The organism is Gemmatimonas aurantiaca T-27 (assembly GCF_000010305.1).
GTDB classification, from domain to species: Bacteria; Gemmatimonadota; Gemmatimonadetes; order Gemmatimonadales; family Gemmatimonadaceae; genus Gemmatimonas; species Gemmatimonas aurantiaca.
Map to the genome: position 1 here is coordinate 1427141 of NC_012489.1, position 15378 is coordinate 1442518.

Annotated in this window: 12 protein-coding genes; 2 read left to right on the top strand and 10 right to left on the bottom strand. The window is 64.2% G+C overall.

Annotated features, from left to right (window positions below; translation table 11 throughout):
* Positions 1 to 72: 72 nt before the first annotated feature.
* Positions 73 to 2727 carry a serine/threonine-protein kinase gene (locus GAU_RS20545; RefSeq protein ID WP_052574270.1) on the top strand — a complete coding sequence of 885 codons (2655 nt, stop codon included), beginning with the start codon at positions 73 to 75 and terminating at the stop codon, positions 2725 to 2727.
* A gap of 119 nt (positions 2728 to 2846) precedes the next feature.
* Positions 2847 to 3674: a PEP-CTERM sorting domain-containing protein gene (locus tag GAU_RS06110; protein WP_012682688.1), complete on the top strand. Its 828-nt coding sequence runs from the start codon at positions 2847 to 2849 to the stop codon at positions 3672 to 3674.
* 96 nt (positions 3675 to 3770) lie between these two features.
* Here the strand turns inward: GAU_RS06110 and GAU_RS06115 are convergent, their stop codons facing one another.
* The 10 genes from GAU_RS06115 to GAU_RS06170 all read right to left on the bottom strand — a co-directional run bounded on the left by GAU_RS06115 (position 3771) and on the right by GAU_RS06170 (position 15259).
* Complete coding sequence (locus GAU_RS06115) at positions 3771 to 4373, bottom strand: BamA/TamA family outer membrane protein (RefSeq protein ID WP_331429932.1); 603 nt, start codon at positions 4371 to 4373, stop codon at positions 3771 to 3773.
* A 2796-nt stretch (positions 4374 to 7169) separates the two neighbouring features.
* Positions 7170 to 7553, bottom strand: coding sequence for a ribosome silencing factor (gene rsfS / locus GAU_RS06130; RefSeq protein WP_012682691.1), 384 nt, complete (start codon positions 7551 to 7553; stop codon positions 7170 to 7172).
* A 208-nt stretch (positions 7554 to 7761) separates the two neighbouring features.
* A complete protein-coding gene (gene rplI / locus GAU_RS06135) occupies positions 7762 to 8205 on the bottom strand; it encodes a 50S ribosomal protein L9 (RefSeq protein WP_012682692.1) in 444 nt (147 codons plus the stop codon).
* A 59-nt stretch (positions 8206 to 8264) separates the two neighbouring features.
* Positions 8265 to 9416, bottom strand: a complete 1152-nt coding sequence (locus GAU_RS20550; protein WP_012682693.1) for a DUF2232 domain-containing protein — start codon at positions 9414 to 9416, stop codon at positions 8265 to 8267.
* Positions 9417 to 9418: 2 nt separating this feature from the next.
* Positions 9419 to 9640: a 30S ribosomal protein S18 gene (gene rpsR / locus GAU_RS06145; RefSeq protein ID WP_012682694.1), complete on the bottom strand. Its 222-nt coding sequence runs from the start codon at positions 9638 to 9640 to the stop codon at positions 9419 to 9421.
* A 2-nt stretch (positions 9641 to 9642) separates the two neighbouring features.
* Entirely contained in the window at positions 9643 to 10035 is a 393-nt protein-coding gene (gene rpsF, locus GAU_RS06150) for a 30S ribosomal protein S6 (protein WP_012682695.1), read from the bottom strand.
* 190 nt (positions 10036 to 10225) lie between these two features.
* Positions 10226 to 11002: a DUF3108 domain-containing protein gene (locus GAU_RS06155; RefSeq protein WP_083765493.1), complete on the bottom strand. Its 777-nt coding sequence runs from the start codon at positions 11000 to 11002 to the stop codon at positions 10226 to 10228.
* Positions 11003 to 11112: 110 nt separating this feature from the next.
* Positions 11113 to 12213: a redox-regulated ATPase YchF gene (gene ychF / locus GAU_RS06160; protein ID WP_012682697.1), complete on the bottom strand. Its 1101-nt coding sequence runs from the start codon at positions 12211 to 12213 to the stop codon at positions 11113 to 11115.
* A gap of 107 nt (positions 12214 to 12320) precedes the next feature.
* Positions 12321 to 14048: a M28 family peptidase gene (locus tag GAU_RS20555; protein WP_012682698.1), complete on the bottom strand. Its 1728-nt coding sequence runs from the start codon at positions 14046 to 14048 to the stop codon at positions 12321 to 12323.
* The gene (locus GAU_RS06170) at positions 14045 to 15259 is read right to left on the bottom strand and encodes a sialidase family protein (RefSeq protein ID WP_052574271.1); all 1215 of its coding nucleotides are present in this window, start codon (positions 15257 to 15259) and stop codon (positions 14045 to 14047) included. Before GAU_RS06170 ends, GAU_RS20555 begins: the two co-directional genes overlap by 4 nt.
* Between the last annotated feature and the right edge of the window lie 119 nt (positions 15260 to 15378).

Sequence of the window (15378 nt, forward strand, 5' to 3'; positions counted from 1 at the left end):
ATCCTGGATGAGGAGTTCCGGCGCCGCGTCACGCGTGTGGTCCATGGAGCACATGCGCAGGAATGACTCGGCATGATCGACGACCGCGTGACACCAGCCGAATGGGCTGAGCTCAAGGTCTTGTGGGCCCAATCCGAATCGCTGGATGGGGCAGGGCAGGCGCACCTGCTCGCCACCGCGTCCTCAGCCCGTGTGCGGCGGGAACTCGCCAAGCTGCTGGCGGTCGCGGAGGAACAGGATGCGCTCGATCGTCCGGCCCATGAACTGCTGGGACTCGCGATGGACGGCGCGTTCAGCGCCACAGGTGAGCGGGACAGCGTGGAAGCGCTGGCCGCACCGAGTCTGGTGGGTCGACGCGTCGGGCCCTATCGGGTGCTTCGGCTCATTGGCCGCGGTGGCATGGGCGCCGTGTACCTCGCTGAACGCGCCGACAATGCGTTCCGTCAGCAGGTCGCGATCAAGACGCTCTGGCGCGGTGCGGACTCCGATGTGCTGCTTCAGCGTTTTCGGTCCGAGCGACAGATCCTCGCGCAGTTGCAGCACCCCAACATCGCGCAGTTGCTCGACGGTGGTGCCACGGACGATGGCATGCCATGGCTGGCCATGGAGTATGTGGATGGCACACCGATCGATGCCTGGTGCGACCAGCAGTCGCTGACGATCAATGCACGACTCGACCTGTTTCGTCAGGCCTGCGCGGCGGTACATCATGCGCATCAACGCCTCGTCATTCATCGCGATCTCAAGCCCAACAACATCCTCGTGACGCACGATGGTGTGGTGAAGCTGCTCGACTTCGGTGTGGCCAAGTTGATCGCCACCGAGGAGCACGAAAGCACACTGACCGGTGCTGGCCTGTCCCCGTTCACGATTGCTTACGCCGCACCCGAACAACTCACCGGCGACGTGGTGTCCACCGCCACCGACGTGTGCGCGTTGGGAGCGGTGCTCACCACGCTGATCAGTGGATCACCACCACTGGCGTTGCAGGGCATGAGCGCCACTGAACAACTGTTGGCCGTGCGCGAACGTGAACCGCGTGCGCCCAGTCTCATCGCCCTCGGCGCCCCACCGGAAGTGGCGCTCGCCCGCAGTCTGTCATCGTCTGCACGACTCGCGTCGGTATTGCGCGGCGAACTCGATGCCATTGCGCAGATGGCGCTGCGTCGTGATCCCGCACGCCGGTATCCCAGTGCGGTGGCGCTCAGTGATGATATCCTGCGGTATCTGCGACGGGACCGCGTGCTTGCCCGTCCGGACAGCACCGCCTATCGCATCCGCACTTTCGTACGTCGTCGTCGTGGGCTTACGGCAGCGGCGCTGTCGGCGCTCGTGATTGTGACCGGCGCTGGCGCCGTGGCATGGCGTCAGGCGTTGTTGGCGCGCGCTGAAGCCGCCCGCGCCGAGCGCGCTTCGTCATTCCTGTCCGGCATGGTCACCGGCACCAACGCCACGTCGTACGATCCCATCGTGCGGCTTTCCACCTCGGGTACCCTGGCCGAGTTGTTGGACAGCGCGCTGGTTCGTGTACCGCGCGAGTTCGCGGATGACGTACGTATCCGGGCCCGCCTGTACACGGCTATCGGCGCGAATGTCATGACCCAATCGCGCTTTGCACTGGCGCGGTCGGTGCTGGATTCGGCACGGATGCTCGCGGCAGAAGGGTTTGGCACCCATAGCCCTGAGTATGCCCGGGCATGTCTCGAGAGTGCCGTTCTGCGTCTGGATATGGACGGCCCCTACGCCGCAGACGCATTCATTGCGGCCGCCCGCGAAGCCGTCAAAGCGCTGCCGCCCGACGATGAACTGCATGCGCGCATCGCGCTGGTCGAAGCGTCGCGTGCGGTGTCGCTGGGACAGGTTCGTTATGCGGACTCGCTGGCGGCGGCGGTGGCACAACGTGAGCAACGACCTGACGGAGGTGGAGCCGGTGGTCGGGGCGGGCGCACCATTCTCTCGCTGCGGGCGCAGTCCATTCGGATGTTGACGTCCAGTTGGATTCACCGTGATCCACGGGAGTATCTGCGGCGAGCCCGCGCCGTGCTGGCACTCAGCGATTCGTTGGGACTCGCCAACACCAACGAACAGTTCAATGCCTGGGGGGCCGAATTCGAGGCACTGCTCGTGCTGGGACGGTCGGAAGAGGCATTGCCGATCCAGACCCGTTTCGTCGAAGCGGTGGAACGACTTCCGCGCGAGTCACCGGCCGTATCCGCCGTGCTGGCTCGCAATCGGGCCTTCTGGGCCACGGTGGCCGGTGATACGGTGCAGCGGCGGGTTCAGGCCCAGCGCGCCCTCGATCTTGCCGGTGATGGCACGGAGCTCCGAATCTCGGAGCGTCTTCTGGTGAACAACACCTTCGTGGAAGACGCACTGGCTCGCGGCGATACCGCCCAGGCTCGGCTGGTGGCACACCGCTCGGTGGTCGAGCTGGCGCGCTCCCGTTCCCCGATGGTGATGTCCTACGCCTATCTCTTCGACGGGCAGGCCGCATTGGCATCTCGCGACTTCCGTGGTGCCATCGCATCGCTCAATCGGGGACTGGACGAGGTGAACCAAGCACCCGAGCTCTGGAGCATGCGTCCGCGGCTTCGGCGGGTGCTGGCGTCGGCCTACGAGCGCATTGGCGATGCTGCACTGGCCGACAGCGTGCGGCGTCTTGATCCGCCCCGTGCCAACGTGCCGCCCTGCACGCCAGGTGGTGACTGGCGGGGGTGTGAGGACTGAAGCGCCGCCGGTGAGGCAGATGCCGGCCGGGATGATCGGCAATGAGTGAAAATCGACGCCGCCTGCGCGTGATAAGGTGGGCAGGGAAAACCTGCCATAGACCTCTTCCGGAGCAACGCATGAGACAACGGGCGGCGGCAGTGAAGCAGTGGGGCATGGTGCTGGCGGCGATCAGCCTACTGGGTGCAGGAGCCGCGCAGGCTCAGACCGTGACATTCGATGGCATCGAACTGCGAGTGAACGCCACTCCCGGTCCGTCCGGCAGCCCCACCATACAGGGCGGGGCACTCATCATGTCGAATGGTGAGTACGGCGCGGCGCGGAGTGCCCTTTCGACGGGAACGTACAATCTGCTGAACGCGAATTGGTTCACGTCCTTCACGATGTTTTTCACGTGCAACAACGTGCCCAATGCGCCGGGCGAGAACGCAAAGATCTGTCCAGGAGATGGCATCGCGTTTGTCGTGACCGGGGGGGCAGACACCCAGATCGGTGGATCCGGACAAGACATGGGGTATGCCGGCTCGTTCGAGAACAGTCTGGCGTTCGCGCTCCAGACGTTCTGGCGCGAATTGCTGCTCGGACAGAATGGGAGCCTGACGCAGGTGTACGACAAGCCTTTCGGAGATGACAATGAAAATTACCAACGGTTCTTCGACGTCTCGCTAGGCTACGACGCCGGCAGTCAGTCGTTGACCAGCCACATCACGGATGGGTTCACGTCGCTCAACCAGATCCACTCGGGGATCGCCTTGGGGTCGTGGGCCGAGGATGCCCGTATTGGCTTCACCGCCTCATCGGGTCTGGCGTCCGAGATATCCTCGGTCTCCAACTGGAAATTTGAATACACGCCAGCGACCACGACCGTGCCGGAACCGTCCACCGTTCTGCTGGTCGCCGCCGGATTGGTGGGAATCGTGGTGTCCCGTCGCCGCAAGACCAACTGATCCACGCGGCACCGGCACACACGTACGGACAAACAACGGGGGCGCGAGCATCATTGCTCGCGCCCCCGTTGTTTGTGTCCGGTGTGAACCGATGGCTCAATAACTCGCGCCGAAGAACCAGGTGCCAAAACCCTTGCCATTCGGGCGGCTGACCGGCTTGGCCCAGTCCCAGCGAATGATCGCGATGTTGAACAGGTTCATGCGCAGGCCGAACCCATAGCTGCGCAGCAGGGCGCGCTGCTTTGAGAAGTCGTAGTCGGTGGGCTGAGACAACGAGACCGTCTGGCCCTTCGACCACGCCACACCGGCGTCGTAGAAGAACAAGCCGTCGATCGGCGGCAAGCCGCCCAGCAACGACGTCCGCGCTCCGTACCGACGGATGATCGGGAAGCGCAGTTCCGCATTGGCGAACGCGACGCGGCTGCCGATCAGCTCTTCCGCGTTGCAGGAAGAGCCATCGTTCGACGGCAATCCGGAGCAGCTCACGTAGCCGATGTCTTCACGATTGTAGCCGCGCACAAAATCGGGACGGCCGATCCACTTCGGGAAACGCATCTCGTCGCGCCCCACGGCCATGCTGGTCGTCAGGCGGGTGGCGAACGTGATGTAGTTGAAGAGGATGGGGAGATAGGACCGCGCGTCGGCCGTGTACTCGGTGTACTTCCAGGAGCCCACGGTCGGCTCGACCTGCAGACGCACGCGCTTGCCGGAGATCGGTCCGGTAAAGCCGAACGGTGTACTTCCAGGAGCCCACGGTCGGCTCGACCTGCAGACGCACGCGCTTGCCGGAGATCGGTCCGGTAAAGCCGAACATGGAGTTGTCGGTCACCCAGGCCAGATACGGCGAGACCGTATTTGCCGACGCCACATTGCGTGTGGCTCCACGTTCCCAATACGTCGCGTAGCCGAAGTTGTAGTCGACCATGCGGGTGATGGGGACCGCTTGCTGGTCGATATTCTGGAAGCGCGCGCCGATCTCGAAGCGCGTGAATCGATTCAGCGGATAGAGACCCGCCGCAAACACCTGACGGAATACCAGACGCGCCATCTCCTGTGTCTGGTAGAACTGATTCTCCTGTTCCCCGGGTGTCTCGTAGAAATTGGAGATCAGGTACATCGGTTGTTGCAACACACCCGTGGTGTACTGCAGGCGCCGCCCAAGGCTGGTGTAGCCGGCAAAGACCTGTGCGTCGCCGAGCTGACCGTTGATCGAGCCGGACAGCGCCAGACGCCGGTCGCCGAGCAGATCACTCAGCACGATGGTCGTGCCGCCGTAAGTGCCCTGACCAAAACCGTTCTGCTGGTAGCCGATACTGGGCTGCGCGATGTACTCCGGCGTGAGTTTGGCGCGGTACCGCGCTTCCTTGAAGCGTGTGGTATCGGGCAGGTAGAAATCGAAGCTGTCCATCAGCGCTTCGACGCTCACCGTTTCGCTGATACGCGCCAGGGTGGACGCCGGCAGTTCGCTCGACACACGCGCCACGTTGCCCGTGCTGGGCCGGTAGTACGACTGACGGGCGGCGGCGCTGTCCTGCACCGTCGCACGACGCAGATGGGCCGTGGGATCGACCGGTGGTGCAGGCGGTGTGGCCGCCCCCGTGGGCCGGCCCGGCTGTGCAACAACCTGTGGACCACCCTGGGCCACCACGACGTTCTCGCGGAACGGCTCCTTTTTCAGGGCACGCGGGTTCTTGATCTTCCAGATCGCGTGGTCGGTCTTCTCGTAGTACACGAACGCCATGATGTCCGCTTCACGTGCCCACGAGATGGCGGGGGACTGTTCAGCGACGGCGGTGACCGCACCGGCCACATTCGTGAGCTGGTAGTGCTCCTTGGCGTCGAAATCGTACAGGAAGATGTTGGCAATACCGGTGCGATCGGTCACGTAGGCCAGCGACTTGCCGTCGGGCGCCCACTGCGGATTGATCGCCCGTCCACCCTGACCGGGCAGGATCGTCATCTGCTGCGTTTCGAGATCGAACGTGACCACCTTCCACGCACCGATCTTGAGAATATCGAGATCGGTGTCCGGACCACGGTCGCTGATGAAGGCAATGGTCTTGCCATCGGGCGACCACTGCGGCATCAGGTCCCCGTACTGGTCCTTCATGAGTTGCGTGTACCCGGGCGCGTCCAGCGACACCACATACAGATCGCTGCTGCCATGCCGCATGCCGCTGAACACCACCTTCCGCCCATCGGGCGAGAAGCTCGGGCTCAACACCTGGTCGAGCTCCAGGTCGATGCGCTTGACGATGTTCCGGGACTTTACGTCCATGATGTACAGCACGTCACGACCACCGCGCTGTCCCGTGAACGCCAACTGTTTGCCATCGAGCGAGAACGACGGCTGCGAATAGATGAAGCGCAGTTGTTCGAAGTCGGGATTGGTGGTCGTCTTCACCAGGCGCGTGATGCGCTTGCCCGTTTCGGCGTTGGCCAGATACATCTCGGGGAAGACCTCACCACGCAGCAGGCTGCCGTAGCCGATGTACGTGATGAACTTGCCGTCATTCGACAGCGCCGGCGCCACGAACATGTTGGCAATGCTGCCCGTGCGCTTCTGCGACAGCAACGGCTCGGCGAAGCTGCGTGGGCGATCGAGTGACGCCACCACCGGCAGGAACTTGGCCTGCATCGCCTGCTTCCATTCGTTGCTCACTTCGTCGAGCGACATGCCGAGTTCGCGGCGGAACGCCCGATCGATCCCCAGGCTCGGCACGGCGTTCATGATCTCGCCGATCACTTCATCGCCCCATCGGCCGCCCACGTACTGCCAGAATCCGAGACCGTAGCGGTACGGGAAATACTTGTCGGGGCGCTCCGTCATCTGCGAGATGGACGGCAACGCATTGTTCACCACCGCATCGCGTACCCAGGCGTCCGTCCACGGGTGCTTGGGGCCAATGGACAGGTATTCGGCCAGACCTTCCATGAACCACAGCGGTGGATTCACCATCGCCAGGTTCTGCAAGCCGGCGCCCGCCCGTCCGCGCGAGAAGATGTCGAACGTGAACACGTGCACCATTTCGTGCGTGAGCACGTGCTCGAAGCTCTGCCAGTCACCGGAGAAGAACTGCGCCATGCGCTGCCGCAGCGGGTCGGTCACACCGCCCGTGCCTTCGCCGAGATCGCCGAAGACATTGCTCTGCGCAAAGTCGCCTGACGAGCCGAAGATGAGGATGGGCTTCTTTTCGCGGAACTGGTGCGACGTGAGGCGCGAGAGGCGCGCATAGGCCCGTTCGGCCATGCGCGCGGCATCAGGCGCCACGTCGGCAATCTCGGGATAGTAGTGAACGAGGAAGTGCTCGGTCTCGATCACCCGCCAGCGCAGTCGATCGTACTGCACCTGGTTTTGTCCGAAGTATCCTTGGGCCTGCGCGGGGGTCGCCAACGTCGCGACGCCCAACGCGACGACAGCGGCCCTGACCGCGGCCACCGAAAGCTTTGCCACCTTCGCCTTCAACCGGGTCCACCGCTGCGCCAGCGTCATGATTACCGCACTCCCTGCGTGATTTCTTTGTCCAATTGAACCGGTGTTGCGTCTCCCCAGAGTCGTTCGAGCTGGTAGAACTGCCGCAACGTCGGATGGAAGACATGGATCACGCAGTGGGCATAGTCGAGCAATGCCCAACGGCCCTGCGTGAGACCTTCCGTCATGGTGGTAGACACCCCAGACGTCTTCAACCCTGCCTGCACGTATTCCGCTACGGCCCGGACATGGGTATCGGATGTCCCGGAAGCGATAACAAAAAAGTCCGTCATATCCGTCACTCCCCGGAGATCGAGGACCACGATATCGGTGGCCTTGAGCTCGCTCGCCAGTGCGGCGGCGCGCAGGGCGATGGGTTCTCCAGGACTTGGTGCGCGTTCAGCCATGTACTCAGTAGGGAAAGGCAATGGCGGGGCGACCCGGCACTTGCCGGGAGGCGTACCCAGACTGCGGTACCCGAGATCGGTACCCGCCGAGCTCCGTGAAGGTTGCGGTGCGGACCTGCCAACGGACAGGGGCGCGCGTGGGTCGGGACAAAAAACGAGGGGAGTCCAAGTGCTCGGACTCCCCTCGCATGGTTGTCGGTGATCGACGTTACTGCTTGATCACCCACACCTTGATCTCGGGGTGCACGTCGGCATGCAGCCGGACGCCCACCCGATAGACGCCGAGCGTCTTGATCGGCTCGTTCAGCTCGATCTGGCGCTTCTCGATCTTGAAGCCCTGCGCCTCGAGCTGGTGCGCGATGTCGGCCGTGGTCACCGAGCCAAACAGCTTGCCTTCTTCGCCCACACGGGCCGCGAAGGTCACCGAGACCTCGGCGAGCTTGTCGGCGATCGCCTGAGCGGCTGCGATCCGTTCGTTTTCGAGCGCTTCGAGGCGGCTCTTTTCGAACGCGATGCGCTTGCGGTTACCCTGAGTGGCCTCGTAGGCGAAGCCGCGCGGGATCAGGAAGTTGCGGGCGTAACCCGGCGACACGGAGACGATGTCACCAGGATGTCCGAGCTTGTCGACGGCGTTGCGGAGAATGACTTCCATGGGAACTCCGGGTCGAACCGGTGAAAGATTGAAACAGAAAGGCGGACGTCAGGACCAGCTCAGGAGGACCACGGTCGGCTGGACGGCGAACCCGCCCGGAAATCCCGCCATGTGTCCCCGAGCCCGAGGGTGAAGGTGACCGCGAGCAACGCGATCAGGACCCACACCGGCCCCAGAATCGGAACCAACAGCACCAAAGCCAACAGCGACCAGATGGCCGCCCGATCAGGGATCCACCATGTCAGCACGCCCGCACCACGAAGGGCGTACAGCGTTCCGAACAGGCAGACCAGATTCAGACCGGCCACGCGCCACTCTGCCAGCGTGGGCAGCAGCAGCAGCGTCGCACCAACCACCAAACCCCACACCCACTGATCGTTGAATCGCAGGTCCCGGAGTGCACCGATCGGCGGACCGATTCGCGCACGGGCGAGGCGATGATACGCCGCCCATCCCAGGGCCAGAGCCAACAACGACTCGAGGGCCAGCAGTGCCGGTACCAATCCCACGAGGGGACCGGGTCGGGCACCACCTACTGCATCGGACGCCGGCATCGGTGCCGCCAGCGCCACCAGGACTGCTTCCACCCGCGTGGTGCGTTCGACGGCCTCAGGGAAGCGCTGCGCAAAGCGACGCCAGGAATCCGAAGCCGAACGAGCTCGCCACAATTCGAGCGATTCACCCAGACGATGCTGATACTCGCGGGAGAACATCTGCCCCGCCGCGTCAAACGTGCCCGCCGGCCCGAATGAACGAGCCGAAAAACCGGTCAGCGTGATGACGCCTGCCAAGGCCACCGCACCAATCGCCCGGGTCAGGAGCGGACGGGCCGGTGAGGCCAGGCAGACCAGCCCAAAGGCGGCGCCCAACGCAACCGACCATCCTCGCAGGAAAGCCCCGTAACCGGAGAGGGGGAGCGGGACCCGCCACAAGACGTAGGCCGCCGCAGACACCCACAACACCGCCAGAAAGAGTCGCCCACCGGACCACCACCCCACCGTGGCACAGGCGGCGATAGCCACCAGCACCAGCAGAGCAAACTGTTCCATGGGCAACAACAGCCGGACGGCACCGGCAAACAGCGCCAGCGTCGGCGGCCAGGCCGGCGCTGCGGTCACGGCGACCATCAGCACCAGGCCCAGCACAAACCAACGCCACCCACGCTCCTGCGGAGCGGTCGCGGCGAGACCCGGCGCGACCGCTCCGTTCATACTCAGCCCGTCTGCCCCTTCACGTACGGGAGCAGCGCGAGATAACGCGCCTTCTTCACCGCCTTCGACAACTGACGCTGGTGGCGGGCATCCACGCCGCTCAGACGGCTCGGCAGGATCTTGCCGTAGTCCGTGATGAAGCGGGCGAGGAGACGATCATCCTTGTAATCCACGTAGCGGATCCCCGCTTCCGTGATCGGGCAGGGCTTCTTTGGGCGGCGCATGGTTATTCCTCGTCGTCGTCGTCGTCATCGCTCGCGCGACGGCGCGAAGCGAGCTCTTCATCGCTGAGCTTGGGCGCGCCGAGCTCATGCTCGTGCAGCGTCACCAGGTAGCGAACCACGGTCTCGTCGAGCTTGAGCGCACGCTCGAACTCGGGAAGCGTCGTGGGGACCGTCGTGAAGTGGCTGATGACGTAGTAGCCATTCTCGTGACGGCCAATCTTGTAGGCGAGCTGACGACGGCCCCAGTGCTCGATCTCGGCGGGTTCCGCGAGGTTGAGCAGGGACTGCAGCTTTTCCAGCTTCTCCACAATCACCGTGTCTTCGAGCGCGCTGTCGAAGATGTACACGGCTTCATAGCGCCGCGTCGGGTTGCGGCGGATTTTGAGCTTTGCCACTCGGCAATCCTCCCTATGGTCAGGACCAGTGGTCGGGTGCCACCCGCAGTGCCGAGCCGCGGGCGGAGGGTTGAGAACATCAACCAGCCCACCCGAAGCGCGAATCGCTCCGGGCGAGCCTTTAAGGCTACTCAGTCCAGTACCACCGGTAAAGGGGCGGGAGGCCCGTCAGGCTCCCGCAAGGCCCCGCTCAGGGCTCCCGGGTCCCCGCCGCCGAGCGCAGGTACAGGTTCAGCGAGCCAAAGCTCAGCTTGGACTTCATCTGCACCATCATGCGCCGGGCGTCGTCCGTGATCCACACCTCGGCCTTGCCGTTCTGGCTGAAGATGCCCTTGGTCTGGAAGGTGGGTTGCACCACCACCGTATTGAACGAGCCAGCGGGCACCGAGATCGTTTCCTTCCGCAACACCCGGATGCGCACCGGATTGCCCTGGGCCTTGAAGTACCGGGCATACTCGTACGTCCTGCCCACTTCGAGCGGGATGGTGCGCACGAAATACAGGAACGAGCCTTCGTCCAGCGGCGACGATACGGTCGGCTCTTCGTCCTTGTCCCCGTCCTTCATCATGCCGCGCTCGGGGAAAATCTCGTAACGACGCTTCCGCTCGTAGCTCCCCTCGTCCACGTCCTGGTGGTACCGCAGCGAGTTGAGGGTGACCACGTCGAACCACGACTCGTACACGTCGTTCACCCGGTAGAGCGGGATACCGCCCTTGATCTGAAAGACCGTGTGCCAGACCGGTTGGCCACGCACTTCGGTGATCTCGCGCACCTCCATGCTGCCGCCGCCCACTTTGAGCGATCCGAACTTGACGTCGTATTCGAGCTTCTCGCCCACCTGAAACGGCACGGCGGCGGCACCGGCCGGAACGGCGGCCTGTCCACTGAGGGGCTCACCCGAAAGCGGGGAGCAGATCAGCAGCGTCGCGAGCGCTGCCAGCATCGGCGCGAAAGCCATTCGCATCATGGAAGCAACATACCCAGCGTACGGAAAAAAGATCGGCGCAGAAGCCAAGCCTCTGCGCCGAAGCCTCGGTCAGCATGGCGAGGCACCCAGGTGCACCGCCATGCGCCCCATCACACGTTGAAGCGGAACAGCAGGACGTCTCCGTCCTGCACCACGTACTCCTTGCCTTCCGACCGCACCGCACCCTTTTCACGCGCCGGCTTCCATCCGCCCAGCGTCGAAAAGTCGTTGAAAGCCACGGTTTCGGCGCGGATAAACCCTTTCTCGAAGTCCGTGTGAATAACACCCGCCGCTACCGGCGCCGTGTCACCACGATGGATCGTCCAGGCCCGCACTTCCTGCTCGCCGGCCGTGAAATACGTCTCGAGGCCCAGCAGCGTGTAGCCGGCGCGGATCAGCCGGTCGAGGCCAGCCGTCTCGATCCCCAACGAGGCCAGGAACTCCACCCGCTCTTCGGTCGACAATTCGGCCAGCTCGGCTTCGATCTTGGCCGAAAACGGCACGACCTCGGCATGTTCGCCGCTCGCCGCCACCGCCGCCCGCAACGCCTTGAGGTACGGGCCTTCTTCGCCCGACAGCTCGGCATCGGTCACGTTGGCCGCGTACAACACCGGCTTGGCCGACAACAATTGCATGCCGGAGAGCTTGGCCAGCGCATCGGCATCGAGGCCGGCACGCCAGAGCGGCTTGCCCTCGGACAGGGCGGCGTTGGCCGCTTCGAGCGCCGGCAGTTCTGCCAGTGCCTCCTTGTCGGCCGCCTTGGCCGCCCGCTTCACCTTGTCGAGACGCTTTTCCACCGTGGCCAGGTCGGACAGCGCGAGCTCGAGTTCGATGATCTCCTTGTCACGCGCCGGGTCGGGCTGCCCCATGACGTGGGTGACATCGTCGTCGGCAAAACACCGGATGACATGCACAATGGCGTCGGTCTCGCGGATGTTCTGCAGGAACTTGTTGCCAAGGCCTTCACCCTGCGACGCGCCCTTCACGAGTCCGGCGATATCCACGAACTGCACCACCGCCGGCACCGTGCGCTTGGGCTGCACGATTTCCGCCAGGCGTGTCAGGCGCGCGTCCGGCACCTCCACCATGCCGACATTCGGTTCGACCGTGCAGAACGGATAGTTGGCCGCTTCCGCCTTGGCAGACGTGAGGGCGTTGAACAGGGTCGACTTGCCGACATTCGGGAGACCGACGATACCAAGGCGGAGCATCTGAGCTGGACGGAGGAACAGGCAAAAACGAACGAACCCGGAAATCTAGCGGGGCGGCCGAGGCGGATGAAATCAGGCGGCCCGGGAAGACCAGAGCCGCCTGATGCCTACTGTGTGCAGGTGCCGCGTGGGTCCAGGCGCGGGCCGTTCACCACTGGCCGCGTGGCGGTATTGCCCAATTCGAGCGCGATGCCCGCCACCAAGCGTGTCACACGCTGCAGGTGGGGATAGTCGATGTACTGCGGCTCGTCGGTAAGCTGGTGATACGCCGAGTGGCCACCGGTGGTGAAGAACGTCACCGGGATGCCCCACTTCGCGTATTCGTAGTGATCGCTGCGGCAGTAGATGTTCATCGGATGGCCGTTGGCGTCCATCGCGTAGTCGAACGTGAAGTTGTACTTGCCATCTTTGTTGACCCGCTCGACCAGGTCACCGAGGTCGCTCGACAGGCGACGCGATCCGACCAACTGCAGGTAATCCGGGCCACCGCGCAGCTCCTTGCCCTCCTTGCTCATGCCCGTGACATCGGTGGCCGCACCACGACCCACCATGTCCATGTTGAGCTGCGCGATGATGGAATCGCGCGGCACGGTGGGATGTTCGGTGAAATAGGCAGATCCCCACAGTCCCTTTTCTTCACCGGCGTGCCATACAAACACCGTGCTGCGCTTGGGCTTCGTCTTCAGCGACACGAGATACTCGGCCACTTCGAGCACCGCCACGGAACCGGATCCATCGTCGTCGGCGCCATTGAAGATGGAATCGCGGCGCGGCGCCTTGGTCTTGCGCAGCTCCACCAGTTCGGCGTTGATCTGCGTGAACTGATCCGGTGATCCCATGTTGCCTTCGTCTTCTGCACCACCCGGGCGCACGATGCGATTGAACACCAGAATCGAGTCGTGATCGAGTGCGCGCGGCGCGACGCCGACATGGTCACTGTGCGCACCTACGGCCACGTACTGATTCTTGAGCTTCGCGTCGCTGCCCGGCAGGATGGCCACGACATTCCGTGCCGGGAACGTGGCGGCCGATACGTCCACATGGGCCTTGATCGACAGCTTCGCGCCCACGGTGCCCGGCGTCAGTTGGCTGACCGGCGTGGGAAAAAGCTTGGCCGCGGCGGTCTCCGAGACGAACAGACGTCCTTCGAGTTGCGGCAGGGAGGGATCGATGAGCTGCGATCCACCGCGCAGAGCATAGCCCATCACACCCGCGGTGCGCGGCGGCAGCAGGAACACCACACCGGCCGCGCCCTCTGGCGTGATCGCCGCGCCTTCAAGGGACTTGAGCAGCGCCGCATTCGACGCTTCCGGCGCGTACGCCACGATGCGCCCCTTCACCTGATCGGCCGACAATGCCGCCGCCGTTTCTCCAAACGGCCCGGCATAGATCACTTCCACACCATCGAGATCGAGACTGGTGTTGCCGCCGATCGCCCAGTCGGTGCCAATCGCCAGTGATGCGCCGCCCGCGATGAAGGACGACATGCGATCCACACGGCGGGTCTTGAGCGGCAGCGTCTGGAAAAACGTGCCATTCTCACCGGCCGGCGTAAGGCCGAGTCGCTGCACTTCGCGCGCGAGATAGTCGGTGGCCTTCACATGGCCTTCCGTCCCGACATCACGACCCGAGAGAGAATCGTCGGCGAAGATGTACAGCCGCGTCATCAGGTCTTGCGAGGTGATCGCAGCCGACGTGGGCTTGGGCTCGTGCTTGAGCGGTAGCGGGGAACTGTTCACACCCGCCGACGCCGCCCCCTGCGCGGACAGCACCGGCGACACACCCACGAGGGCACACCCGAGCGCCAACGCAGCGCGGGAACGGGTCAGAATCATGGCTTCGAAGTCGGAGAAAGAGGAACACGCGCAACACGCACCGCAATCGACGGTGTCACGGTGGTATAGGCCGCAATGAGTGCATCACCATGACGGGCGATGCGCGGAAATCCACTCTGCCGCGCGCCACTCGTGCTGGCGATCACCTGAGGTACCCCAAGCGCTCCGTCGAGTCCCACGCGACGCACCAAGACCTCGGACTTCTCCGGTGAGCGCTGTTCCAGCCACACCACCACCGGACGTGTCTGATCATCGAGCAGCACGTCCACCCGTCCGATCGGGTCGCCATCATCCACCCGCACCGGCGCGGCAAATGTCGCACCGCCGTCCACCGAGCGCGCCACGTACACGCGAGCGGTATCGTGTGCCGCGGTATACCACGCCACGACAACGGTGTCACCGGTGGCGGCCACCTGCGGGCCATTCACCGGACAACCCGGATAGTGCCAGTCGTCGTTGTGCACCTTCTGCGGTTCCGTCCAGCCGCTCGCTGTCTGGCGCACCACCACGATGTCGCGAATCTCTTCGGCAGTGCGGTCGCGATAGGCAATCACACGGCCACTGCGGGCACCGGCTGTTCCGGTCTGGCAACAATCACAGGTACGCGCGTCGACCAGCGTTTCCCGCTCGAGCGAGCCATCAGGCGCGATGGCCGCCGTGCGCACGGTCATCTCTCGTGCGGAATCGGGCATCGCACTCTTGCGACCATCCAGCCACACGAGGCCGATGCGATCGGCGCCCTCGGCCCACATGGACACGAAGCCATGTTCGGCGGCCAGTCCGTCGGTGTGTGGCGTGACCGGCGCGCTCCAGGTACGGCCACTGTCTTTGGACCGCACGACACGCACGCCGTAGCTGTACTTGCCGTTGGCTTCCCGCTCCAGCCAGTGCGCGGCCAGGTCGCCGTTGCCGAGTGCCGTCATGACGGGAAAGTCGGCCCAGTTCACGAAGAAGTCGCGCTGGGCGGCGATCGTGCGTGTCGAATCCCACGCGCTGTCACGCCATTCAGCCATCTGGATGCTCACCGACGAATCGGCGGCCCGCTGCGTCCAGGAGAGGAACAGGCGATCGTCCGGCGTGACTTCCAGATAGGGCGTGTTGCCGCCACCCGGCGTGGGGCTCGCCAGTTCGGTCGGAGCGCCCAGGTCGAGTGACGTGGAGGCATTGGCGAGGTCGCTGCTGCCGGGCGCGCAGGCCGCGAAGGCAGACACGGACGCGCAGGCGAGGACGCCACGCAGTAGGATTCGAAAGCGGGGGGAATGGGCCATACACAAAGCTCCCCCCGCGGTCGCCAGTTCTCAACCCGCCACGTGCCGTGGCGTTTCCGTCC